We start from the raw sequence: 24,727 nt of genomic DNA on the forward strand, positions 1-24,727 counted from the left end.
CTTAATTCGGCACCCGATTGTCGTCCGCGACGGGGCGCCCTTCGTTTATTTCTTGCCGACGGTGACCTTGATCATCTTGTCGGGATCCGTGACCTCGCCATTGCCGCCCTGGCCGCGCTTGATCTTGTCGACGAATTCCATGCCCGACACGACCTTGCCGACCACGGTGTACTGGCCGTCCAGGCTCGGATATTTGGTGAACATGATGAAGAATTGCGAGTTTGCGGAATTCGGATCCTGCGACCGCGCCATGCCGACGATACCGCGCTCGAACGGCACTTTCGAGAATTCGGCCGGAATATCTGGCATTTCCGATCCACCCATGCCGGCCCGGGCCGGGTTGAAGCTTTTGCCGCCCTGCTTGCCGAACTGCACGTCACCGGTCTGGGCCATGAAGCCGTTGATGACCCGATGGAAGACGACATTGTCGTATTCGCCCTTGGCGGCGAGCGCCTTGATCTGCGCCACATGTTTCGGCGCGACTTCCGGCATCAGCTGGATCACCACCGGGCCATCCTTCAGCTGGATGGTCAGGACATCATCCGGGCCGGCAAGCGCCGGCAGGACCATCGAAGCGAGGGCAAAAGCGCCGGCAATGGCAAGACGAAGCAGTTTCATGGAAAGAACTCCGGGGTTCGGAAACGATCAGCGTTTCAGCTTGTTGTTCAGGGCCTTGAGGACCGCGGCAGGCACGAAGGCGCTGACGTCGCCGCCCATCGCCGCGATCTGCCGGACCAATGTGGCCGTAATGGGCCGCGATGCGGTGCCGGCCGGCAGGAAGACGGTCTGGATATCCGGCGCCATCTGCCGGTTCATGCCGGCCATCTGCATTTCGTAGTCGAGATCGGTGCCGTCGCGCAGGCCGCGGATCAAGAGGCCGGCGCCGTTGGCGCGGGCGGCATCGACCACCAGCTTGTCGAAGGAAACGACGGAGACGTGCCCGGCTCTGCCCGGGAGCGCTTCGGCGAGCGAGGCGCTGATGAGCTCTGCCCGCTCCTCAAAGGTGAACATCGGCACCTTGCCCGGATGAATGCCGATCGCGACGATCACCTTGTCCGCCACGTTGAGCGCCTGGACGAGAACATCCAGATGGCCATGGGTCATCGGATCGAAAGAACCGGGATAGAAAGCAGTGGTCATGCCGAGGTCCGGGCCTGTTTCAGCGAAATTTTGACGCCTTTTGTCACGGAAGCCGCCCAACCGCAAGCATCTCGCAATTCTGAACGAAAGATGAATGGCCCGTTCAAGGGCGTTTCAGCGGTGCTGTGGTCTTCTGGCGATCGTGGCGGGCGTAAGACCCGTCCGTATCTCGGGAGAAACGACCAAAAATGCTGGCTTTATTGGTGTTGGGAGCCGTGGTTCTCGCTTTTGCACTGGAGGCCTTCATTGTCGCCTTCGGGCCGGAAGAAGCCTGAAAGACTTCGAATTCTGAACGCCAGATGAACAGACCATTCAAGGAGGCTTCAGAGCGACACGGTTAAGTATCCCTCAAAATGCGGTGGAACCTGTTTGTGCGATGCGCGTTCAGGCTAACAAGAAGGACGGATGGCGATGATCGCGAGAAGGAAAACGATCATGCTGGACAAGATCACCATGATCAACCTGGTCTGGACGGCCATGATTGCGGTGATGCTGACGGCAACGGTAACCCTTTATCAAGATAAATCCCAATTGGCAGATCTGAATTATCCGCAGGTAACGGGCCGTTATAGCGATCTCTCGTATTACTGAGGCGGATACACGGACGAGAAAGGAACCCCATGTTCGTGACGTTGACAGTACTTGCAGGTTTGATCAGCATCATGTTCGTGGCTTCCGTGGCCTCGACGATTTCCGAGCTCAGGCGCGAACGCGCCGACATGAAGGATTTCAGGGATTTCGCGCGCCGCCACAGCGCATTCTGACGATTTGCGCATTCCGATGATTTAACGGTAGCGAACCGCGTTCACGCAGACTTCCCGTCGCAAGCGGTTCAAACAAAAGCCGGAGGATTTTCATCCTCCGGCTTTTTATTTGCCCAGCGCTTGATGGGAGTGCGGCTTATTCGGCCGCACCCTCATCCGTCGGTCCGGCTTCCGGGGCTGCTGCTCCGAGATCACCGGTCTCGCTGGCGATTTCCTCCGGCAGATCATTGCCGTTCTCCTCGTCGCCTTCCGGCTCGCTGATGCGCTCGACCGAAACAACCTTCTCGTCCTTGGCCGTCGAGAAGATCGTGACGCCCTTCGTCGCGCGGCTGGCGATGCGGATGCCATTGACCGGCACGCGGATCAGCACGCCGCCATCGGATACGAGCATGATCTGGTCGTTGTCCTCGATCGGGAAGGCCGCGACCAGTTCGCCGATCTCCGCGGTCTTGGAGGTGTCGGTGGCGCGGATGCCCTTGCCGCCGCGGCCCGACGTGCGGAAGTCGTAGGAGGACGACCGCTTGCCGAAGCCCTTTTCGGAAACCGTCAGCACGAATTGTTCGCGGGCCTTCAACTCCTCGTAACGATCGTCAGGAAGCTGTCCCTCCTCGGTGACTTCCTCGCCGACCAGCGCGATATCCTCCTCGTCGACGCCTGCAGCACGCCGTTCGGCAGCCGAGCGCTTGAGGTAGGCTGCGCGTTCCCACGGTTCGGCATCGACATGGCCGACAATCGTCATCGAGATGATACGGTCGCCTTCGCCGAGCGTGATGCCGCGCACGCCGATCGAATTGCGGCCTGCAAAGACACGCACGTCATCGACGGGGAAGCGGATGCACTGTCCGAGCGCGGTCGTCAGAAGCACGTCGTCGCCGGGCTCGTTGAGGTCAAGGTTCGGGCCCTTGCAGGTCTCGACGGAGAGGATTTCATCGCCCTCCTCCTCCAGCTTCATGGCAATCTTGCCGTTGCGGTTGACCTGCACGAAGTCCGACAGCTTGTTGCGGCGAACGGTGCCGCGGGTCGTGGAAAACATCACGTCCAGGTTCTCCCAGGTCGTTTCGTCCTCGGGCAGCGGCATGATCGTGGTGATGCGTTCACCGGGCTCCAGCGGCAGCATGTTGATCAGCGCCTTGCCGCGGGACTGCGGCGTGCCGATCGGCAGGCGCCAGACCTTTTCCTTGTAGACGATGCCGCGCGAGGAGAAGAACAGAACCGGCGTGTGGGTATTGGCCACGAACAGGCGCGTGACGAAATCCTCGTCGCGCGTCGCCATGCCCGAACGGCCCTTGCCGCCGCGACGCTGGGCGCGATAGGTGCCGAGCGTGACGCGCTTGATGTAACCGAGATGCGAAACGGTGACGACCATGTCCTCGCGGGCGATGAGATCCTCATCGTCCATTTCCAGGCCGGCATCGAGAATCTGCGTGCGGCGCGGCGTGCCGAATTCATCGCGCACCGCAGTGAGCTCTTCCTTGACGATCGTCTGGATGCGCAGGCGCGACGACAGGATGTCGAGATAGTCGCTGATTTCGGCGCCGATCTTGTTCAGTTCGTCGGCGATTTCGTCGCGGCCCAGTGCCGTCAGGCGGGCGAGACGCAGTTCGAGGATGGCGCGGGCCTGTTCTTCGGACAGATTGTAGGTGCCGTCTTCATTGATCCTGTGGCGCGGATCGTCGATCAGGCGGATCAGCGCATCGACATCCTGAGCCGGCCAACGACGGGTCATCAACTGCTCGCGCGCCGTCTGCGGATCGGGCGCGCGACGGATCAGGAGAATGATCTCGTCGATATTGGCAACCGCGATCGCCAGGCCCACCAGGACGTGAGCGCGTTCGCGAGCCTTGCGCAGCAGGTATTTCGTGCGCCGGCTAACCACTTCCTCGCGGAAGGACACGAAGGCGCGCAGCATGTCGAGCAGCGCCAGCTGTTCCGGCTTGCCGCCGTTCAGCGCCACCATGTTGCAGCCGAAGGAGGTCTGCAGCGGCGTGTAGCGATAGAGCTGGTTGAGGATCACGTCGGCATTGGCATCGCGCTTCAGCTCGACGACAACCCGATAACCCTGGCGGTCGGATTCGTCGCGCAGGTCGGAAATGCCCTCGATGCGCTTTTCACGCACCAGCTCGCCGATCTTCTCGACCATGGTCGCCTTGTTCACCTGGAAGGGAACCTCGGTGATGATGATCTGCTCGCGATCGCCGCGCATCGGCTCGATCGCCGCGACGCCGCGCATGATGACCGAGCCGCGACCGGTCTCGTAGGCGGAACGGATGCCGGCCCGCCCGAGGATCAGGGCGCCTGTCGGAAAGTCCGGACCTGGAATGATCTCCATCATTTCCGGCAATTCGATCGCCGGGTTGTCGATCAGGGCGATGCAGCCGTTGATCACTTCCGACAGATTATGCGGCGGGATATTGGTCGCCATGCCGACGGCGATGCCGCCTGCGCCGTTGACCAGGAGGTTCGGGAATTTCGCCGGCACCACGACGGGCTCGGAGAGCGTCCCGTCATAGTTGTCGCGGAAATCGACCGTTTCCTTGTCGAGGTCGTCGAGCAGGGCGTGGGCCGCTTTTTCGAGACGGCATTCGGTGTAACGTTCGGCCGCCGGCGGGTCGCCGTCGATCGAACCGAAATTGCCCTGGCCATCGATCAGCGGCAGGCGGAGCGACCAATCCTGCGCCATGCGCGCCAGCGCATCGTAGATCGCCGAGTTGCCGTGCGGATGGAATTTACCCATCACGTCCCCGGTGACACGGGCGCATTTGACGTATTTCTTGTTCCAGTCGATGCCGAGTTCCGACATGCCGTAGAGGATTCGCCGGTGGACCGGCTTCAATCCGTCGCGGACGTCAGGAAGGGCGCGGCTGACGATGACGCTCATGGCGTAATCGAGGTACGACCGCTGCATCTCTTCCATGATGGAAATGGGTTCGATGCCTGGAGGCAGCTTTCCGCCGCCGGGTGTGCTTTGCTCAGTCAAATCGGATCACGATCTCTGTTCGGAATCAGTTTCTTTTTTATAGCGGAAAGCGGTTCCGAGCGCCAATTTCCACAATGGTTTTGAACAGCTTTTGCGGCTTTAACACGGCTTTTGAACAAGGTCGAAAACATGCCGCGACGCGGACGGTGTGGGCTTTCTTTCGCTGCCGGCCTGTCCTAACAATCTTCGCATGCGACTGCAAGGATTGCAGCCTGACAGGGAGACGATATGGCGACCCCCGACATGCTGGTCAATGCCCTGACCACGATGCTCGTGACACTCGACCCGCCCGGGCTGGCGCCGGTCTTTCTGGGGCTTACCGTCGGGATGACGGCTGTCCAGCGCCGCCAGGTCGCCTTCCGCGGATCGCTGATCGCCTTCGGGATCCTTGCCGTCTTCGCGCTGTTCGGCTCTAGCGTGCTGGGTCTGCTCGGCATCTCGATCGGCGCCTTCCGCATCGCGGGCGGCCTGCTGCTCTTCTGGATCTCCTTCGAAATGGTGTTCGAAAAACGCCAGGAGCGGAAGGAGAAGACATCCCAGGCGGCGATCACCATCGACCATATCCACAATATCGCGGTGTTTCCGCTGGCGCTGCCGCTGATTGCCGGACCGGGCGCGATCTCGGCCACCGTCCTGCTTTCCGGCACCCTGCCCGGCGTCCTCGACCGCGCGCTTTTCATCGGCGTCATCGCGCTGATCATGCTGCTCGTCTACGCAACGCTTCTGGTCGCCGAACGGCTCGACCGTTTTCTCGGTGTTACCGGAAGGGCGATCCTCACCCGCTTGCTCGGCGTGATCCTCGCGGCGCTCTCCGTTCAGTTCGTCGTCGATGGGGTGCGTTCGGCCTTTAATCTTTAAGCCCCGCACCCTTCGGGTAGGACGCGGCCTTAGCTAAGACCGGCGCGACAGAGCGGAATTTTCTGCTAAAACGCGATTCATCTCACCTCACTCGAAGGTCTCCATGATGCGCCGCCTGTTGCGCCGGCTCCGGCCGGAAGCCACCCCCGTCAGCCCCAGGGAAAGACTGCGCGCAGCATTTGGCGCGCTCTTGGGGATACTGGTGACAGGGCTTCTGGGAAGTCTGGCTTTGAAGGCGGATGCAACGCTTCCGGCGCTGGTCGCCCCCATGGGAGCGTCGGCGGTGCTGCTGTTTGCGGTGCCTTCCAGCCCGCTTGCCCAGCCCTGGTCGATCCTGGGCGGCAATATCGTTGCAGCGCTGGTCGGAGTGACGACCGCCCTTTTAATAACCGACCCATTCTTGGCCTCGGCGCTGGCAATCGCTATTGCCATCGCCGCGATGATGACGCTTCGGTGCCTGCATCCCCCGAGCGGCGCGATCGCGCTGACCGCTGTGCTCGGCGGGCCGGCGATCCACGAACTCGGCTACGGCTTCGTCATCTGGCCCGTCGCCGGCAACTCACTGGTCCTGCTGCTGATCGCGCTGGCCTTCAACAATCTGACGGGACGCCGTTACCCGCACGCCGCCAAGCCGGCGACGGCCGATCACGGCACGACCGATCCCGCCTCGATCCAGCGCATCGGCTTCACCTCCGCCGACCTCGACGAAGTCCTGAAAGAATACGACGAGTTCCTGGATATCGACCGCGACGACCTCGAAACGATCCTGCGGCGGACGGAATTGCGCTCCTATCGCCGGCGCGCCGGCCATCTCGATTGCGCCAGCATCATGTCGCGCGATGTGGTGGCGGTCGCACCCGACAATACCCTGAAGGAAGCGCATGACCTGATGCGCGCCCACCATTTCAAGGCGTTGCCGGTGACCAACGACAGGGCCGAAGTGGTGGGGATCGTCACCCAGACAGATTTTCTCGACAAGGCGAACTGGACGAGAGGCCGGCCGAAAATTGGTTTTGCCCAACGGGTGCGCCTCGTCCTGTCGGGCGCCAGCGCACCGAACGACACAGTCAAGGACATCATGACAGCGCCGGTCAGGACGGTTGGCCCGGCCACGCCGATCGCAGACGCGATCGTCATCTTCGCCGAGGAGGGGCTGCACTACCTGCCGGTAACCCGCGAGAACAACAAACTGGTCGGCATTCTCTCGCAATCGGATGTTTTGGTCGCGATGCTCGCCGACAAGGCGGCCGCCTGATCGCAATTCAGGCAGCTGCCGTTTTATAAATCCATGCCGACCGATCGATCAGAACGGGATGTCGTCATCGAGATCACGCGAGAAATTGCCGCCGGCCGGCTGACCGCCCGAGGATTGGCCGCCACGGCTCGCACCGCCTGCAGCAGGCCGGCGCTCGTAATCGTCACCACCGCCAAAATCGTTTCCGCCAAAGTCATTGCCGCCGCGATTAGCGCCGCCAAAACCACCACCTGCGCGGTCGCCGCCGCCCTCGCCGCGACCATCCAGCATGGTCAGCGTCGAGTTGAAGCCCTGAAGCACGATTTCCGTCGAATAACGATCGTTGCCGGTCTGGTCCTGCCACTTGCGGGTCTGCAGCGCGCCTTCGATATAAAGCTTGGCACCCTTCTTCACATATTGCTCGACGACCTTGCACAGACCTTCGTTGAAGACGACGACCGTATGCCATTCGGTCTTCTCGCGGCGTTCGCCATTGTTGCGATCGCGCCAGGTTTCGGACGTGGCGATGCGAAGGTTGGCGATCGGCCGGCCGTCCTGCGTCCGGCGGATTTCAGGATCAGCCCCCACATTCCCCACCAGGATTACCTTGTTCACACTACCAGCCATATTCATCACCTCATCTGCCGCCCGGTAACGGCACCAAAAATCAATCGCGGCACTCTAGCCCATCGGGCCCAGCCATTGGGTTTTTGCGATCTTTAATCCACAGGCAAATTTGTTCTTTATTTGTTCTATTTTATTCCTATAGTGCTGTCAACCGACTCGGGAACGGCGTTGCATGGCAGCAGTTTCGTCTCGACAGTCGTGGATCAATCACTACATAAGGGCCTTCGATCCTCCCGAGAGCATGAAGATGAGCGAACTGAAGAGCATTTCCATACGTGGTGCGCGCGAGCATAATTTGAAGGGCATCGATCTCGATTTGCCCCGCAATTCGCTGATCGTCATGACCGGCCTGTCCGGTTCGGGCAAGTCTTCGCTCGCCTTCGACACGATCTATGCGGAAGGCCAGCGGCGTTATGTCGAAAGTCTTTCGGCCTATGCGCGCCAGTTCCTGGAGATGATGCAGAAGCCCGATGTCGACCAGATCGACGGACTTTCCCCGGCAATCTCGATCGAGCAAAAAACCACCTCGCGCAATCCACGCTCGACGGTCGGCACGGTCACCGAAATCTACGACTATATGCGCCTGCTTTTTGCGCGCGTCGGGGTTCCCTATTCGCCGGCAACGGGCCTGCCGATCGAAAGCCAGACGGTCAGCCAGATGGTCGATCGCATCCTCGCCTTCGAAGAAGGCACGCGTCTTTATATTCTGGCGCCGATGATCCGCGGACGTAAGGGCGAGTACAAGAAGGAACTCGCCGACCTGATGAAAAAGGGATTCCAGCGCGTCAAGGTGGACGGCCAGTTCTACGAGATCGCCGACGTCCCGGCGCTCGACAAGAAATACAAGCACGATATCGATGTCGTCGTGGACCGGCTCGTGGTTCGCTCCGATATCGCCGCGCGCCTGGCGGACAGCCTCGAAACCTCGCTGAAACTGGCCGACGGGCTGGCGGTCGCCGAGTTCGCCGACAAGCCCCTGCCGCCGGAGGAGACCTCAGCCGGCGGATCCGCCAACAAGTCCCTCAACGAAACGCACGAACGGGTGCTGTTCTCTGAAAAGTTCGCCTGCCCCGTTTCCGGATTTACCATTTCGGAAATCGAGCCGCGGCTGTTTTCGTTCAACAATCCCTTTGGTGCCTGCCCGACCTGCGACGGTCTCGGCTCGCAGCAGAAGGTGGATGAAGCGCTGATCGTACCGGAACCGGCCCGGACGCTGCGCGATGGCGCGATTGCCCCTTGGGCGAAATCCACTTCGCCCTATTACAATCAGACGCTCGAAGCGCTGGGCAAGGTTTTCGATTTCAAGCTGTCCAGCCGCTGGAACGAGCTTTCCGCGCAGGCGCAGAAAGCCATCCTCGAGGGCACGGAGGAAAAGATCGAATTCCACTATGCCGACGGCGCCCGCTCCTACAAGACGGTCAAGAATTTCGAAGGCATCGTGCCGAACCTCGAACGCCGCTGGAAGGAAACCGACAGCGCGTGGGCGCGCGAGGAGATCGAGCGCTACATGTCGGCGGCCCCCTGCCCGGCCTGCAACGGCTACCGCCTGAAGCCGGAAGCGCTGGCGGTCAAGATCAACAAGCTGCATATCGGCCAGGTCACAGAGATGTCGATCCGTGTCGCCCGCGACTGGTTCGAGGTGCTTCCGGAACAGCTGAACGCCAAGCAGAACGAGATCGCCGTGCGGATTCTGAAAGAGATCCGGGAGCGCCTGCGGTTCCTGAACGATGTCGGCCTCGACTACCTTAGTCTTTCGCGCAATTCGGGTACGCTCTCCGGCGGCGAAAGCCAGCGCATCCGGCTTGCCTCGCAGATCGGCTCGGGCCTGACCGGCGTGCTCTACGTGCTCGACGAGCCGTCGATCGGCCTCCACCAGCGCGACAATGCCCGCCTGCTTGATACGCTGAAACACCTGCGCGATATCGGCAATACGGTAATTGTCGTCGAGCATGACGAGGACGCGATCATGACTGCCGACTACGTCGTCGATATCGGCCCTGCGGCCGGCATCCATGGCGGACAGGTGGTGGCCGAAGGCACACCCAACGAGGTGATGGCCAATCCGAAATCGCTGACCGGCAAATATCTGTCGGGCGAGCTCGGGGTGCCGGTGCCAATGGAACGCCGCAAGCCGAAGAAGGGCAAGGAAATCAAGGTTTTTGGCGCTCGCGGCAACAATCTCAAGAACGTCACGGCCGCCATTCCGCTCGGCGTGTTTACCGCCGTGACCGGCGTTTCCGGCGGCGGCAAATCCACGTTCCTGATCGAGACGCTTTACAAATCCGCCGCACGCCGTGTCATGGGCGCCCGCGAAATCCCGGCCGAGCACGACAGGATCGACGGTTTCGAGCATATCGACAAGGTCATCGATATCGACCAGTCGCCGATCGGCCGCACGCCGCGTTCCAACCCGGCCACCTATACCGGCGCCTTCACGCCGATCCGCGACTGGTTTGCCGGCCTGCCGGAGGCGAAGGCGCGCGGCTACCAGCCGGGCCGTTTCTCGTTCAACGTCAAGGGCGGCCGCTGCGAAGCCTGCCAGGGCGATGGCGTCATCAAGATCGAGATGCACTTCCTGCCGGACGTCTACGTCACCTGCGACGTCTGCCACGGCAAGCGCTACAATCGCGAGACGCTTGACGTCACCTTCAAGACCAAGTCGATCGCCGACGTGCTCGACATGACGGTCGAGGAAGGCGTCGAGTTCTTCTCGGCGGTGCCGGCGGTGCGCGACAAGCTGCAATCGCTTTTCGATGTTGGCCTCGGCTATATCAAGGTCGGCCAGCAAGCCAATACGCTTTCGGGTGGCGAGGCGCAGCGCGTCAAGCTAGCCAAGGAATTGTCGAAACGTTCGACAGGGCGCACGCTTTATATCCTCGACGAGCCAACGACCGGCCTGCATTTCCATGACGTCGCCAAGCTTTTGGAAATGCTGCAGGAGCTGGTGAACCAGGGCAATTCCGTGGTGGTGATCGAGCACAATCTCGAGGTCATCAAGACGGCCGACTGGATCATCGATATCGGCCCGGAAGGCGGCACCGGGGGCGGCGAAGTGGTCGCGGTCGGCACACCCGAACAGATCGTCAAGGAAAAGCGGTCCTATACCGGCCACTTCCTGAAGGAACTGCTGGAGCGGCGGCCGGTCAAGAAGGCGGAAGCAGCGGAGTGAACCTCCGCATAAGGGAGGTAATTCATGACCAAAGCCGGCACAATTCGCACGGGCATCGGCGGCTGGACCTTCGAGCCATGGGAAGGCACGTTCTACCCGGAAAAACTGGCGAAGAAGAAACAGCTCGAATATGCGGCCAGCAAGCTGAAGGTGATCGAGGTCAACGGCACCTATTACGGGTCGCAGAAACCCGAGACCTTCGCCAAATGGGCCTCGGAAGTGCCGGACGGCTTCATCTTTTCGTTGAAGGCGAGCCGCTTCACCACCAACCGCAAGGTCCTCGCCGAAGCGGGAGAATCGATCGAAAAATTCCTGACCCAGGGCCTGACCGAGCTTGGCGACCATCTCGGGCCGTTGCTCTGGCAGTTTGCGCCGACCAAGAAGTTCGAAGCGGATGATTTCGAGGCCTTCCTGAAACTGCTGCCGAACAAGCTGGACGGCTTGAAGCTGACCCATGTGGTCGAGGTCCGCAACGACAGTTTCAAGGTGCCGGAATTCATCGCGCTGCTGGCGAAATACAATATCGCACCCGTCTGCGCCGACCATTTCGACTATCCGCTGATCGCGGATGTCACGGCGGATTTCGTCTACACGCGCCTGCAGAAGGGGTCGGACGACATCAAGACCTGTTATGCGGAAGAGGATATGAAAGCCTGGGCAAAAAGGCTGGAAACCTGGGCCGAGGGCGGCGTGCCGGACGACCTCCCGCTGGTCGATGAGAAGCGTGAAGTCAAGAAGGAGCCGCGCGACGTCTTCGCTTTCTTCATCCACGAGGGCAAGGTGAACGCGCCCTATGGTGCGATGGCGATGCGCGAACTCCTGGAAAGCCGCAGCTAGGGATCCAGCCAGACATCGGCATGGACGGCGAGGTCTTCAGCCGTCATGCCCCTGCCGGCCAGCTTGCCGGCTTCGCCATGCAGGTAGACGCCTGCCGCGGCGGCCTCGAAGACGGGCATACCTTGGGCGAGCAGCGCACCGATCATGCCGGCCAGAACGTCGCCGGAACCTGCGGTGGCCAGCCACGGCGGTCCGTTTGTATTGACATAGGCGCGCCCGTCGGGGCCGGCGATCACCGTATCTGCGCCCTTGTAGACGATGACGGCGTGGGCGCGGGTGGCGGCGTTTACCGCCTTTTCCGCCTTGCTCAGGTTGCCATCCGCGGCGATGTCGGGAAACAGGCGGGCGAATTCTCCCTCGTGCGGCGTCAGCACCAGATGCGGCTCCCCGCCGGCAAAGGCATCGAACAGTTCCGAAGGCTTTTCCTTGAGGGAGGTGATCCCGTCGGCGTCGAGCACCAGCGGCCGATCCTTCAGCGCAAGCGCGAATTGCCTTGCTTTCCTGCCGATGCCAAAGCCCGGTCCAAGCACGAAAGCGGCAAGTTTTGCCGTATCGAGCCAGTTCTTCAGATCTTTCACCGTGTCGATCCGATGCAGCATGATCGCGGTCAGCGAGGCCGCGTTGACCGGCATGGCATCGCTTGGCGAACCGACTGTCACAAGCCCTGCCCCGGCTTTCAAGCCGGCTGTCGCCGAAAGCCGAGCCGCCCCGGTTTTGCCCGCCTCGCCGGAGAATACAGCCAGATGTCCGCGGCGGTATTTGTGGGTCTCGCTGCCAGGCTCGACCAGGAGACTGCGCCACAATTCCGGCCGGTTTTCCCTCATCTCTCCGGCAACCTCGCGGATGATACGGGCCGGAATGCCGATATCGAAAACCTGGATGTCACCGCAGAGAGACCTGCCCGGCAGTAGCAGGTGACCCGGCTTTCGGGTCATGAAGGTAACCGTATGAGCGGCCTGGAAGGCGGCGCCGAGAGGCACGCCGCGCCTTCCGCAGAGACCGGATGGCAGGTCGACGGCGACAACCGGTACCTGCGCCTCGGATACCCTGCGGATCACATCCGCGACAATGTCGGGCACGTTGCGAGTGAGGCCGGCGCCGAATAGGGCATCGACCACCACGTCGCCGGCTCGCGGCCGATAAGCATCGAGAGGCTCCGACGGCAGGGGGCAGAGTTCGCGCGCATGCCTGGCATCACCGGTCAGCCTCTGCGGGTCGCCGAGATGATGGACAGCACCGACCGCTCCAGCTCCGGCAAGCGTGCGGACCGCCACATATCCGTCGCCGCCATTGTTCCCGGGGCCGCAGAGCACGACAAAACGCAAAGCGCCGGGAAATTGCCGAAGCGCGGCCGCCGCAACCGCCTGCCCTGCCCGCTCCATCAGATCGAAGGACGGGATGCCGGATCGGGCAGAGGCGGCGTCCGCCGCCGCCATCTCGTCGGGCGTCAGAAGCAGTGAGACAAGCGAAGCGTCCATAGGCGCAATTGAGCGGAAAGATGGTCAGAAAACAAGCGTCCTTTCGTCGGCCAGATAAGCATAAAAATGATGCAAATGCCTAAATTTAAAACTACACTCGCCTTACATCCGACAATGCTTAACTACTGAAAAAACTTCGAAAAACTCCGATTCTTGTGCCGCAACGCACAAATTCTGAGAAAAACGGAAGCTATTTTGTCACTGAAGCGGCTGTTTTGTCGGGAATTCGTGCAAAACCGCATTATTTTTTTGAAAGTGTCGCCTGAGTTTGGCACGATAACTGCATTGGCATGTGCGAGCGGGTAACGGCCTGCTTCAAGAGAGAAGCGGAGATAGAGTTTCTCATGAAAAAGATCGAAGCGATCATCAAGCCTTTCAAGCTCGACGAAGTGAAGGAAGCCCTTCAGGAAGTCGGCTTGCAGGGGATCACAGTGACCGAAGCCAAGGGTTTTGGCCGGCAGAAGGGCCATACCGAGCTCTATCGCGGCGCGGAATACGTCGTCGATTTTCTGCCGAAGGTCAAAGTTGAGGTCGTCCTGGCGGACGAGAACGCGGATGCGGTCATCGAAGCCATCCGTAATGCGGCACAGACTGGACGGATTGGAGACGGCAAGATATTCGTTTCCAACATCGAGGAAGTCATTCGTATCCGCACCGGTGAAACGGGCGTGGACGCCATCTAAACGCCCCTAATAAACGCCCCCAATAACGCCCTAGGGCCAAAGGCCGGGGTTTCATCGTCATCGTACATCGAGGAGGTCATATGACGAGCGCAAGCGAAATCATGAAACAAATCAAGGAAAACGACGTCAAGTTCGTGGACCTGCGCTTTACCGACCCCAAGGGCAAGCTGCAGCATGTCACCATGGACGTCGTCTGCGTCGATGAGGACATGTTCGCTGACGGCGTCATGTTCGACGGTTCCTCGATCGGCGGCTGGAAGGCCATCAACGAGTCGGACATGGTGCTCATGCCCGACCCGGCGACGGTCCACATGGACCCGTTCTTCGCCCAGTCGACCATGGTCATCTTTTGCGACATCCTCGATCCGATCTCGGGCGAAGCCTATAACCGCGATCCGCGCGGCACGGCCAAGAAGGCCGAAGCCTATCTGAAGGCATCCGGCATCGGCGATACGGTATTTGTCGGCCCGGAGCCGGAATTCTTCGTCTTCGACGACGTCAAGTACAAGGCCGACCCTTATAACACGGGCTTCAAGCTCGATTCGTCCGAACTGCCGTCCAACGACGACACCGACTACGAGACCGGAAACCTCGGCCACCGTCCGCGCGTCAAGGGTGGCTATTTCCCGGTTCCGCCGGTCGACAGCCTGCAGGACATGCGCTCCGAAATGCTGACCGTGCTCGCCGAAATGGGCGTGGTCGTCGAAAAGCATCACCATGAAGTGGCGTCCGCCCAGCACGAGCTCGGCGTCAAGTTCGACACGCTGGTGCGCAACGCCGACAAGATCCAGATCTACAAATATGTCGTGCACCAGGTCGCCAATGCCTATGGCAAGACCGCGACCTTCATGCCGAAGCCGATCTTCGGCGACAACGGTTCTGGCATGCACGTGCATCAGTCGATCTGGAAGGACGGCAAGCCGACCTTCGCCGGCGACGAATATGCCGGCCTTTCCGAAAGCTGCCTCTTTTATATCGGCGGCATCATCAAGCACGCCAAGGCGATCAACGCCTTCACCAACCCGACGACGAACTCCTACAAGCGTCTCGTCCCGGGTTATGAAGCACCGGTTCTGCTCGCCTACTCGGCTCGCAACCGTTCGGCGTCGTGCCGCATTCCCTTCGGCACCGGTCCGAAGTCGAAGCGCGTCGAAGTCCGCTTCCCGGATCCGCTGGCAAACCCCTATCTTGCCTTCGCCGCCATGCTGATGGCCGGCCTCGACGGCATCAAGAACAAGATCCATCCCGGCAAGGCCATGGACAAGGATCTCTACGACCTGCCGCCGAAGGAACTGAAGAAGATCCCGACCGTCTGCGGCTCGCTGCGCGAAGCGCTCGAAAACCTCGATCGCGACCGCAAGTTCCTGACCGCCGGCGGCGTGTTCGACGACGACCAGATCGACGCCTATATCGAGCTCAAGATGGTGGAAGTCATGCGCTTTGAAATGACGCCGCATCCGGTCGAGTTCGACATGTACTATTCGGCCTGATCCGTTCAGCGCCTTTTGCCTTGGAGACGGCGGGCCGCAAGCCCGCCGTTTTCCGTTCCGCCGAGCCTTGTGGCTTGCGCCTCCATTGCCGGTGTGCCGATGACCTCCCCCAACTCTCCACGACCGCGCCCGATCGACTGGGTAGTCTTCGCGCTTGTGCCCGTGTTCTTTTCCAGCAACCTGATCTTCGGGCGCGGCGTGATCGGCGAGATCGGGCCGTTCATCACCGCCTTCATCCGCTGGGCCGGAGCAACGCTCATCATCGTGCCGCTGCTGTACTTCGACTGGACGGCCGCCTGGACCTTTGTGCGCCGGCACACCTGGCTCTGGCTGTGGCTGGGTTTCCTGAGCATCGGCATCAGCGGCGGCTTCGTTTACTGGGCGTTGACGCTGACGACGGCCTCGAATGCGACGCTGATCTACACGACCTCATCGCTGTTCATCATCCTGTTCGAGTGGCGGTTTTCCGGCCGCCGGATCGGCAGCCGGGAGCTTCTGGGCATGGCGGTTGCTTTCGCCGGGGTGGCGGCGATCGTCCTGCGTGGCGATCTCGGCGCCTTGGCGCACATGAATTTCAATGTCGGCGACCTCGGCATGCTCGTGGCGGCGATCGCCTTTGCGATCTATTCGATCCTCCTGCGCCGCCCGGCGGCCCAGGCGATCCGGCCATTCACGCTGTTCGGGCTGATCGGCTTTTCCGGCTCGCTCCTCCTGCTGCCCCCGGCGCTCTGGGAATTGTTCCATGGCGGGCTGCTGCCGACGACGTTCTCGGCCTGGTCGAAGATTGCCGGCATCATCCTGTTTGCCTCGCTTGCAGCGTTCTTCTGCTTTCAGCATACGGTGAGGATATTCGGCCCGGCGAGAGCGGGGGTGACGCTTTACATGATGCCTCCGGTCTCTATCGTCATGGCGGTGATATTCCTCGGCGAGACGTTTGAAACATATCATGCAGTCGGCATCGTTCTGGTGCTCGGCGGCATAGTTCTGGCGACAAGCCGGCCGCGGAGGCTGACTACGCCTTAAGTCTATCCCGTGGAACGATAGGGCCCGGTCTGCATTAATCTCTTGATGTCGGAGAATTTTATTCCCACATTAGGATGCGAAAGGACATCGCACCATGAAACAACGCAACGCTAAATTTACCATCGGAGAAGTGGTCCGCCACAAGGTCTTTCCGTTCCGGGGCGTCGTGTTCGATGTGGATCCGGAATTCGCCAATACGGACGAATGGTGGAATTCCATTCCCGCAGAAATCCGGCCGAACAAGGACCAGCCCTTCTATCATCTCCTCGCAGAGAATGACGAGACGGAGTATGTCGCCTATGTTTCGGAACAGAACCTGGAACACGACGAGAACGACGCTCCGCTGCGCAATCCGCAGGTCTACCAGATCTTCGATCGCGGTCCATCCGGCCAGTTGAAGCCCAAGATCATACTGGCCCACTAACCCGAATTCGCAAATCCCGAGAAAGGCGTCGGCATCTAGCCGGCGCTTTTTCATGTCCGGAATCAGAAAGCCCGGCGCATGGCCGGGCTTCGAACTGTTGGTTCCGACTGGAACTTACTGACCCTGCTTTGCAGAGTTCTGGGCGTCTTCCAGCTTCTTGCGGGTCTCTTCCGCCTTGCGCTGCATGCCTTCTTCGAGGCTCCGCTGGCTTTGAGCGATCTGTTCCTGCGGCATGGCCGGACCGTCGAAGACGCCGGTGAAGCCGGTGAGCGGAACCTTGATCGGGTTCGGAGCGCGGCGGAAGTTGATGGAGGTGAAGACCACCTCGCCGCCCTTCTTGAGGCTGGCGATCATCGCGTCCGTCAGCGGCACTTCGGCGGTGCACTTGTCCGGAAGGCAAACGATGTAATCGAGCTTCTGGCCCTTGCCGCCATCGATCTGCATGACGATGCCGGGCGGCACGAGGCGCGCAGTCGGTACCGAAACCTGCATGATCTTGCGGTTGACCTTGCCTTCGACCGTGATCAGGCCGACGGCGGTGATGAGCTGGCCGTTCTGGGCAGCAATGATGTTCTGCACGACGCAGAGATCGCTGTCGTCCTGCTTGGTGCAGGTCTTGAACCAGCCGAGCGGGGGCGCACCAGGAGCGGCCGCGGCCGGAGCATCCTGTGCAAGGGCTGCAACCGGCAGCGCCATCGCGCCGGCCGAAAGAGCGAGAGCGGACATCGCCGTCCGCAGAACTTGGGTTGCCTTAAGCATCATAACGAGATCCGTCTCCTGAAATCCGCTGGGTACGGCAGACGCCGTCAACTCCCTCGGGGTGTCCTACTGCCTGTGACCTGTCGGTCAAATGAGGCAATTGAATGACCCGCCCGTGTGGCCAACCTGTTACATCGGGCGGACATCGATATCCAGTCCCTCTTTCGTATTTTTTGACAAGGAGTTAACGTCCGCGATCACTCTTTTGCACATGGCGGTGGTTGGTGGGCCTGTTGGCATGCGCTATTTTGCAGGCGAATCAGCGAGGATTTCACCGCCATGGGTCCCATGCGACGCTTTCTTCCCCTCATCGCCGCGCTTTTCATCGGCACCCCGGCCCTTGCCGATCCGGTCCACGGGATAGCCATGCACGGCAGTCCAGCGCTCGGGCCTGATTATAAGCACTTCCCATATGTGAACCCGGATGTGAAGAAAGGCGGCAAGATAACCTATGGCGTCGTCGGCACGTTCGACAGCCTAAACCCGTTCATCCTCAAAAGCATGCGCACCTCGGCGCGCGGCATCTGGGACCCGGCTTTCGGCAATCTTATCTTTGAATCGCTGATGACGCGTTCCAGCGACGAGGCGTTCACGCTCTATGGGCTGCTGGCCGAGAGTGTCGAATGGAATGACGACCGGACCTTCATCCAGTTCAATCTCAATCCGAAGGCGAAATGGTCGGATGGCCAGCCGGTTACCCCGGATGACGTGATCTTTTCGTTCGAACTGTTGCGCGACAAGGCCCGCATTCCGTTCTCGTCCCGATTGGCGCCTGTCGCGAAAATGGAGAAGGTCGGCGAGCGTGGCGTACGGTTCACCTTCAACGAAAAGGCCGACCGGGAATTTCCCCTGATTCTCGCCACCGGCACCCCGATCCTGCCGAAACATGCAACCGATCCGGCCACCTTCGATCAGTCGACGCTGAAGCCGCCGGTGGGCTCGGGCCCCTACCGGATCAAATCCATTTCACCCGGGGAACGCATCGTTTATGAGCGAGATCCGGGTTACTGGGGCAAGGATATTCCGGCCAAGGTGGGTTTCGACAATTACGATCAGATCAGCGTCGAATATTTCCTGCAGGACAACACGCTGTTCGAGGCCTTCAAGAAAGGCGCGATAGACATTTATCCTGACGGCAGCCCGACACATTGGGCACGGGCCTATGATTTCCCGGCGGTCCAGAACGGCGACGTGATCAAGGATGCGTTCAAGCCGCAGCTGCCGACCGGCATGCTCGGTTTCGTGTTCAATACGAGAAGAGCGCTCTTCGCAGACGTGAACGTGCGCGCCGGCCTGTCGCTCGCCTTCGATTTCGAATGGGCCAACAAGAACCTTTTCGAAGGCGCCTATACCCGCACGGAAAGCTTCTGGCAGAACTCGCCCCTCTCCTCGCTCGGCAAGCCGGCGGACGAGCGGGAGCTCAAGATCCTCGGAGCCATCAAGGACAGGATCGAGCCGGCAGTGCTCGACGGCAGTTATCATCTGCCGAAGACCGACGCTTCCGGCGCGGACCGCAAAGTGTTGCGCGATGCGGTCGATCTTCTCAGGAAGGGCGGTTACGCGATCAAGAACGGCAGGATGACGGACGCCTCCGGGAGACCGCTAACCTTCGAGGTGATGACCCAGACCCAGGACCAGGAAAAGCTCGCGATCGCCTATCAGCGGACACTGAAGATGATCGGCGTCGACATGTCGATCCGCACCGTCGACGATGCCCAGTATCAGGCCCGCTCCGGCAATTTCGACTATGACATGATCGTCAAATCCTATCCCGCCTCCCTGTCGCCCGGCATCGAGCAGGTCGGGCGCTGGGGATCGGATTCCCGCAATCGCGATGGCAGTTTCAACTTTGCCGGCACTTCGGATCCCGATCTCGACAAGCTGATCGAGACCATGCTGACGGTTCGCAGCAAGGAGGATTTCGAGGCTGCGGTGCGGGCTTACGACCGCATGCTGATTTCCGGTCACTATCTCGTGCCGCTTTATCATATTCCCGATCAATGGGTGGCGCGTCGCAAGCATATCGGTTATCCGGAGAAACTGCCGCTTTACGGCTACCAGCTCAACACCTGGTGGGATAAACGCGCGCAATAATCCAGTCTCTTTCGGTTACCGAGGAAAGGACGCCGCCATGGAGCGCGTAACCATCGACATCGTTTCGGATATCGTCTGCCCGTGGTGCTATCTCGGCAAGGCGCGGATGGAACTGGCGGTCGCCGAAGTGCAGGACGAGATCGGCGTCGATATCAACTGGCGCCCCTACCGGCTCAATCCGGACCATCCGCCCGAAGGCGTCGATCACCAGGCCGACCTCGCGGCAAAACTCGGCGGCAGGCAAGCCGTCGAACGGGCCCACGAGATGCTGAAGAAACTCGGCGAAGAAGTCGGCATCAAGTATAATTTCGAGGCGATCAAGATCGGTCCCAATACGCTCGATGCGCATCGCCTGCTGCATTGGGCGATCGTGGAAAGCCGCGAAATCCAGGACAAGGTTGCAAATGCACTGTTCAAGGCGAATTTCGAGGAAGGCCGCAATGTCGGCGACCACGCCGTGCTCGCCGACATTGCCGAAAAATCCGGCCTCGACCGCAAGGTCATCGAGAACCTCCTGGCAAGCGATGCCGACAAGGATACCGTCCTTGGGGAAATCGAGGCGGCCCAGAAGATGGGTGTGACCGGCGTGCCGTTCTTCATCATCGACGGGCAATATGCGGTCAGCGGCGCCCAGACGCCGGATGTGTTTGCCAATGCGCTGCGCGAAATCGCCAAGCTGAAGGCGGAAGCCCGCAAGGGCATGATCTGAGAACGGACAGACCGCGTGCGTACCGACCAGACCCTGAAAGGCGTCCTCCTCGCCTTCTCCTCCTTTGCCGCCTATTCCTGGAGCGATGCCAGCGTCAAGATGATCGAGGGCGCGCTGACGCCCTATGAAATGGGCTTTTTCGGCGCCGTCTTCATGCTCGCCGGTTTTCCCTATCTGATGAAGCCGGGCGACCGCTGGCTCGACGTCGTGAGAAGCACCAACCGGCCCCTATGGGTCCTGCGCTTCTTCTCCGCGGCCGTGGGGACGATCGGCAGTGTTGCGGCCTTCACCTATCTGTCGATGGCGGAAGCCTTCGCGCTGATCTTCCTGCTGCCTTCCTTCGTTACGATCATGTCGGTGCTGTTCCTCAAGGAGACGGTCGGAATCCGGCGCTGGAGCGCCGTGATCATCGGCTTCATCGGCGTTCTGGTGATATTGCGCCCCGGTTTCCGCGAGCTTTCGGTGGGGCATGTCGGTGCGGTGTTTGCAGGGCTTTCCGGGGCGATCTCGATCATCGTTTATCGCGCCATAGGACCTTCGGAGAAGAACATCTCGCTTTACGGCGCTGGCGTTCTCGGCGTTCTCGTCATCCTCGGCGTGCTGATGATCCCGGACTTCCACTGGCCGACCCTGCCGCAATGGGCCATGCTTGCAGGCTACGGCCTGCTGGGAGCGCTGGCCACCGTGTGGCTGATGTATGCCGCCAATCACGCACCCGCCGCCGTGATCGGGCCAACCCAATACAGCCAGATGCTCTGGGCGATCCTGTTCGGCTATCTCATCTTCGGCGACAAGATCGACCTGCCGATGCTGATCGGCATCGTGCTGATCATCGGCTCCGGCCTTCTGACGCTGGCGCGCGAGCGGGCACGCGACGTGCCCCTGCCCGCATCCGTGGCGACCGATCCCCAGGCCGCCGGCGTTACGAAGCCGGAAGCACAATCCGACAATTGATCACGTTCTTGCCAGCTCGGCGAACTGGGTCATCACCTGGGCCGCGGCCGACAGCCGCTTTTCAGGCGACGGGAGGTCGCGGGTGAGAAACACGCTGTGGTCCGGACGGATCTTGGCCATCGTCCCCTGCTTGGCGATATAACCGACGAGATTGGCCGGGTTCGGGAACTGCTTGTCGCGGAAGGTGACGACGATCCCCTTCGGGCCTGCGTCGAGCTTCTCAACATTGGCCTTGCGGCACAGCGACTTGATGTAGACCACCTTCAACAGGTTCTGCACCTCGGTCGGCATCGGCCCGAAACGGTCGACCATTTCCGCACCGAAACCGTCGATCTCCGACAGCTCCGTGAGTTCGCCGAGACGGCGATAGAGTCCCATGCGCAGATGCAGGTCGGGCACGTAGCTTTCCGGGATCATCACAGTGATGCCGACTGAAATCTGCGGCGACCAGCCGGTATCGGTGATCTCGTCGTCGCCCTTCACTTCCGCCACGGCTTCCTCCAGCATCTGCTGGTAGAGCTCGAAGCCGACTTCCTTGATATGCCCGGACTGTTCCTCGCCGAGCAGGTTGCCGGCGCCGCGGATGTCAAGATCGTGGCTGGCGAGCTGGAAGCCGGCGCCGAGCGTGTCGAGCGACTGCAGCACTTTCAGACGGCGATCCGCCATCGTCGTCAGCGTCTTGTTGACCGGCAGCGTGAAGAGCGCGAAGGCGCGCACCTTCGAACGGCCGACACGACCGCGGAGCTGATAGAGCTGCGCCAGGCCGAACATGTCGGCCCGGTGAACGATCAGCGTATTGGCGGTCGGCACGTCGAGACCGGATTCGACGATCGTGGTCGAGAGCAGCACGTCGTATTTGCCGTCGTAGAAGGCATTCATGATGTCTTCGAGTTCGCCCGCCGCCATCTGGCCGTGAGCGACCGCGACCTTGAGCTCGGGAACATCGGACTGGAGAAAGGCCTGGATTTCAGGAAGGTCGGCGAGCCGCGGGCAGACGTAGAAACTCTGGCCGCCGCGATAATGCTCGCGCATCAGCGTTTCGCGGATGACCAGCGGATCGAAAGGCGAGATGAAGGTGCGGACCGCCATGCGATCGACCGGCGGGGTGGTGATCAGCGACAGTTCGCGCACACCGGTCATGGCAAGCTGCAGCGTGCGCGGGATCGGCGTCGCCGACAGCGTCAGGACGTGAACGTCGCTCTTCAGCTCCTTCAGCCGTTCCTTGTGCTTGACGCCGAAATGCTGCTCCTCGTCGATGATCAGCAGGCCGAGATTGGCGAACTGGATGCCAGCGCCGAGCAGCGCGTGGGTGCCGACGACGATATCGACCTTGCCTTCGGCGAGGTCCTTCTTGGTCTGGGCGAGTTCCTTGGCGGGCACCAGCCGCGACGCCTGCTCGACCTTGATCGGCAATCCGCGAAAACGCTCGCGAAACGTCTTGAAATGCTGGCGCGAAAGAAGCGTGGTGGGCACGACGACGGCGACCTGCGCGCCGTTCATCGCCGCGAAGAAGGCGGCGCGTAGCGCCACTTCCGTCTTGCCGAAACCGACATCGCCGCAAACGAGGCGGTCCATCGGCCGGCCGGCGCCGAGATCGTCGCGCACAGAATCGATGGCGCTCGCCTGGTCCTCGGTCTCGTCATAAGGGAAGCGGGCGGCGAATTCGTCGTAAAGCCCTTCCGGCGTGGTCAGAACCGGCGCGCGGCGGGTAATGCGTGTGGCGGCGATGCGGATCAGCGCGTCCGCCATGTCGAGCAGCCGCTTCTTGAGCTTGGCCTTGCGGGCCTGCCAGGCGCCGCCGCCGAGCTTGTCGAGCTGCGCTTCCGCCGCATCCGAGCCGTAGCGCGACAGGAGATCGATGTTTTCGACCGGCAGGAAGAGTTTTGCCTGATCGGCGTAATGCAGTTCCAGGCAGGCGCGCGGCGCCCCGGCGGCCTCGATCGTCACCAGTCCGACAAACCGGCCGATGCCGTGTTCCGCATGGACGACTAGCGACCCTTCGTCGAGACCGGCGACTTCGGTCAGGAAATCGGCGCCGCGCTTGCGGCGCTTGCCGCGGCGGACCATGCGGTCGCCGAGGATGTCCTGTTCGCCGATGACGGCGATCCTGTCCGTCTCGAAACCGGCTTCGAGGCTGAGCACGGCGGACGCCGCCTCGCCCTGTTCAAGCTTGTCGAGATCAGCAAGCTTGTCGATCTGGCGGATACGCTTCAGGCCACGCTCGTCCAGCACCTGCAAAAGACGGTCGAGGGAACCAGCCGACCATCCGGTGACCAGAACCTTGATACCTTCGGCGCGCTTGTCGGCGATATGCTTGACGACCAGGTCGAAGACGTTGACGCGTTCGTCGCGATCCTTTTCCTCCGTCTGGTTCTTCGCCCAGCGCGGACCGGCATGCGCATCCAAAGTCACCACCCGGCGACCGTCTGCATCTATCTCGTTGAAGGGCGTCAGGCGCAAGGCATTGACCGCATCGAGCGCTCCGGCAAACGCCTTGCCGTTGAGATAAAGCTGGCCCGGCGCGACGGGCTTGTAGGGAGCGGCCTGTGCGGCAGCCCCCTTGCCCTGAGTGCCTGAATCACGCCGTGCCTCGTAGTAATCAGTGACCAGCTTCGAGCGTTCGTTCGCCGCCTCGCGCGCCGTATGGTCGGTGACGACCCGGAAACCCTTGAGATAGTCGAAAGCGGTTTCGAGCCCGTCGTAGAACAGCGGCAGCCAGTGCTCCATGCCGGGATAACGCCGGCCTTCCGAGACCGCCTGATAGAGCGTGTCGTCGCGGGTCGCGGCACCGAAGAGCGACAGGTAGTTCTTGCGGAAGCGGCTGATCGTATCCGGCGTCAGCGTCACCTCGCTCATCGGATTGAGGTCGAGGGCGCGTGCCTGGCCGGTGGTGCGCTGGCTGGCCGGATCGAAAGAGCGGATCGATTCCAGCGTGTCGCCGAAGAAATCCAAGCGCACCGGCTCCTCGGTGCCCGGCACGAAGACATCGAGAATGCCGCCGCGAACCGCAAATTCGCCGACTTCGCGCACCGTTGCGACGCGTTCGAAACCGTTGCGCTCCAGCCGCGCGGCAATATCGTCCATGCGGATCTGATTGCCGGGTCTGGCCGAAAACGCTAGGCTCTCGATGATCTCGGCAGGAGCGATCTTCTGCAGCATCGCATTGACGGTGACAAGAACGATCGCCGAATGCGGCTTCTTGGCATGCGAGATCAGGCCGGAGAGGGCGGCCAGTCTGCGGGCCGAGACATCGGCACTCGGAGAGACGCGGTCATAGGGAAGACAGTCCCAGGCGGGCAGCGTCAGGACCGGGATTTCCGGCGCCACGAAGGAGAGCATCTGCTCCAGATCTAGCATGCGCTGGCCGTCCGACATGACATAGGCGACCGCCTGGCCGGCGCGAGCGAGTTCGGCCAGGATCAGCGGTTCCATGCCCGGCGGCACGTTGCCTATGGTCAGCGGGCTTTGTGCCGCCGCAATCCTCTTTGCGTCGAATCCGGGGATCAT

Annotated in this window: 21 protein-coding genes; 13 read left to right on the forward strand and 8 right to left on the reverse strand. The window is 61.2% G+C overall.

Annotated elements, in window-relative coordinates:
• Nucleotides 1-45: 45 nt before the first annotated feature.
• The 3 genes from ABCW43_RS18515 to ABCW43_RS18525 form a co-directional block, all read right to left on the reverse strand.
• Nucleotides 46-618 (reverse strand): peptidylprolyl isomerase, encoded by a 573-nt coding sequence (locus ABCW43_RS18515; RefSeq protein WP_345927093.1) that lies wholly within the window; start codon nucleotides 616-618, stop codon nucleotides 46-48.
• 27 nt (nucleotides 619-645) lie between these two features.
• The gene (coaD, locus tag ABCW43_RS18520; RefSeq protein ID WP_046606987.1) at nucleotides 646-1,140 is read right to left on the reverse strand and encodes a pantetheine-phosphate adenylyltransferase; all 495 of its coding nucleotides are present in this window, start codon (nucleotides 1,138-1,140) and stop codon (nucleotides 646-648) included.
• A gap of 103 nt (nucleotides 1,141-1,243) precedes the next feature.
• Nucleotides 1,244-1,456, reverse strand: a complete 213-nt coding sequence (locus ABCW43_RS18525; protein WP_345927096.1) for a hypothetical protein — start codon at nucleotides 1,454-1,456, stop codon at nucleotides 1,244-1,246.
• Between the two features lie 119 nt (nucleotides 1,457-1,575).
• On the opposite strand from ABCW43_RS18525, the gene ABCW43_RS18530 reads away from it, so the two are divergent.
• Both ABCW43_RS18530 and ABCW43_RS18535 read left to right on the forward strand, forming a co-directional pair.
• Nucleotides 1,576-1,731 (forward strand): hypothetical protein, encoded by a 156-nt coding sequence (locus ABCW43_RS18530; protein WP_155414821.1) that lies wholly within the window; start codon nucleotides 1,576-1,578, stop codon nucleotides 1,729-1,731.
• Between the two features lie 35 nt (nucleotides 1,732-1,766).
• Complete coding sequence (locus ABCW43_RS18535) at nucleotides 1,767-1,904, forward strand: hypothetical protein (RefSeq protein WP_210010112.1); 138 nt, start codon at nucleotides 1,767-1,769, stop codon at nucleotides 1,902-1,904.
• 136 nt (nucleotides 1,905-2,040) lie between these two features.
• Here the strand turns inward: ABCW43_RS18535 and gyrA are convergent, their stop codons facing one another.
• On the reverse strand, nucleotides 2,041-4,881 hold the full coding sequence (gyrA, locus tag ABCW43_RS18540) for a DNA gyrase subunit A (protein ID WP_345927099.1): 2,841 nt from the start codon (nucleotides 4,879-4,881) through the stop codon (nucleotides 2,041-2,043).
• 228 nt (nucleotides 4,882-5,109) lie between these two features.
• Between gyrA and ABCW43_RS18545 the strand changes: the two genes are divergently transcribed.
• The gene (locus ABCW43_RS18545; protein ID WP_345927101.1) at nucleotides 5,110-5,739 is read left to right on the forward strand and encodes a MarC family protein; all 630 of its coding nucleotides are present in this window, start codon (nucleotides 5,110-5,112) and stop codon (nucleotides 5,737-5,739) included.
• A gap of 106 nt (nucleotides 5,740-5,845) precedes the next feature.
• Nucleotides 5,846-6,994 (forward strand): HPP family protein, encoded by a 1,149-nt coding sequence (locus ABCW43_RS18550; RefSeq protein ID WP_345927462.1) that lies wholly within the window; start codon nucleotides 5,846-5,848, stop codon nucleotides 6,992-6,994.
• 48 nt (nucleotides 6,995-7,042) lie between these two features.
• On the opposite strand, the gene ABCW43_RS18555 is transcribed toward ABCW43_RS18550, so the two are convergent.
• A complete protein-coding gene (locus ABCW43_RS18555; RefSeq protein WP_345927103.1) occupies nucleotides 7,043-7,600 on the reverse strand; it encodes a single-stranded DNA-binding protein in 558 nt (185 codons plus the stop codon).
• A 247-nt stretch (nucleotides 7,601-7,847) separates the two neighbouring features.
• Between ABCW43_RS18555 and uvrA the strand changes: the two genes are divergently transcribed.
• Nucleotides 7,848-10,769: an excinuclease ABC subunit UvrA gene (gene uvrA / locus ABCW43_RS18560; RefSeq protein ID WP_345927464.1), complete on the forward strand. Its 2,922-nt coding sequence runs from the start codon at nucleotides 7,848-7,850 to the stop codon at nucleotides 10,767-10,769.
• A gap of 24 nt (nucleotides 10,770-10,793) precedes the next feature.
• Nucleotides 10,794-11,606 (forward strand): DUF72 domain-containing protein, encoded by an 813-nt coding sequence (locus ABCW43_RS18565; RefSeq protein WP_345927105.1) that lies wholly within the window; start codon nucleotides 10,794-10,796, stop codon nucleotides 11,604-11,606.
• On the opposite strand, the gene ABCW43_RS18570 is transcribed toward ABCW43_RS18565, so the two are convergent.
• On the reverse strand, nucleotides 11,603-13,084 hold the full coding sequence (locus ABCW43_RS18570; protein WP_345927107.1) for an NAD(P)H-hydrate dehydratase: 1,482 nt from the start codon (nucleotides 13,082-13,084) through the stop codon (nucleotides 11,603-11,605). The two genes, ABCW43_RS18565 and ABCW43_RS18570, sit on opposite strands and share 4 nt — an antisense overlap.
• A 344-nt stretch (nucleotides 13,085-13,428) precedes the next feature.
• Between ABCW43_RS18570 and ABCW43_RS18575 the strand changes: the two genes are divergently transcribed.
• From ABCW43_RS18575 to hspQ, 4 genes are all read left to right on the forward strand, one after another.
• Nucleotides 13,429-13,767: a P-II family nitrogen regulator gene (locus ABCW43_RS18575; protein WP_038542987.1), complete on the forward strand. Its 339-nt coding sequence runs from the start codon at nucleotides 13,429-13,431 to the stop codon at nucleotides 13,765-13,767.
• Between the two features lie 80 nt (nucleotides 13,768-13,847).
• A complete protein-coding gene (gene glnA / locus ABCW43_RS18580) occupies nucleotides 13,848-15,257 on the forward strand; it encodes a type I glutamate--ammonia ligase (RefSeq protein ID WP_037087011.1) in 1,410 nt (469 codons plus the stop codon).
• Between the two features lie 99 nt (nucleotides 15,258-15,356).
• Entirely contained in the window at nucleotides 15,357-16,280 is a 924-nt protein-coding gene (locus tag ABCW43_RS18585) for a DMT family transporter (RefSeq protein WP_345927112.1), read from the forward strand.
• Nucleotides 16,281-16,374: 94 nt separating this feature from the next.
• Nucleotides 16,375-16,704: a heat shock protein HspQ gene (hspQ, locus tag ABCW43_RS18590; protein ID WP_038586840.1), complete on the forward strand. Its 330-nt coding sequence runs from the start codon at nucleotides 16,375-16,377 to the stop codon at nucleotides 16,702-16,704.
• A 114-nt stretch (nucleotides 16,705-16,818) separates the two neighbouring features.
• Here the strand turns inward: hspQ and ABCW43_RS18595 are convergent, their stop codons facing one another.
• Nucleotides 16,819-17,466, reverse strand: coding sequence for an invasion associated locus B family protein (locus ABCW43_RS18595; RefSeq protein ID WP_345927115.1), 648 nt, complete (start codon nucleotides 17,464-17,466; stop codon nucleotides 16,819-16,821).
• Nucleotides 17,467-17,751: 285 nt separating this feature from the next.
• On the opposite strand from ABCW43_RS18595, the gene ABCW43_RS18600 reads away from it, so the two are divergent.
• Genes ABCW43_RS18600 through ABCW43_RS18610 form a run of 3 tightly spaced genes read left to right on the forward strand, consistent with a single transcriptional unit; the run spans nucleotide 17,752 to nucleotide 21,220 of the window.
• On the forward strand, nucleotides 17,752-19,557 hold the full coding sequence (locus ABCW43_RS18600) for an extracellular solute-binding protein (protein ID WP_445738979.1): 1,806 nt from the start codon (nucleotides 17,752-17,754) through the stop codon (nucleotides 19,555-19,557).
• 37 nt (nucleotides 19,558-19,594) lie between these two features.
• Complete coding sequence (locus tag ABCW43_RS18605) at nucleotides 19,595-20,266, forward strand: DsbA family oxidoreductase (RefSeq protein ID WP_345927119.1); 672 nt, start codon at nucleotides 19,595-19,597, stop codon at nucleotides 20,264-20,266.
• Nucleotides 20,267-20,281: 15 nt separating this feature from the next.
• Nucleotides 20,282-21,220, forward strand: coding sequence for a DMT family transporter (locus tag ABCW43_RS18610; protein WP_345927121.1), 939 nt, complete (start codon nucleotides 20,282-20,284; stop codon nucleotides 21,218-21,220).
• Here ABCW43_RS18610 and mfd read toward each other — a convergent pair whose 3' ends face one another.
• Nucleotides 21,221-24,727: a transcription-repair coupling factor gene (gene mfd / locus ABCW43_RS18615; protein ID WP_345927466.1), complete on the reverse strand. Its 3,507-nt coding sequence runs from the start codon at nucleotides 24,725-24,727 to the stop codon at nucleotides 21,221-21,223.

The sequence above is a fragment of the Neorhizobium tunisiense genome (assembly GCF_039631515.1).
In the GTDB taxonomy this organism is placed as follows: Bacteria; Pseudomonadota; Alphaproteobacteria; order Rhizobiales; family Rhizobiaceae; genus Neorhizobium.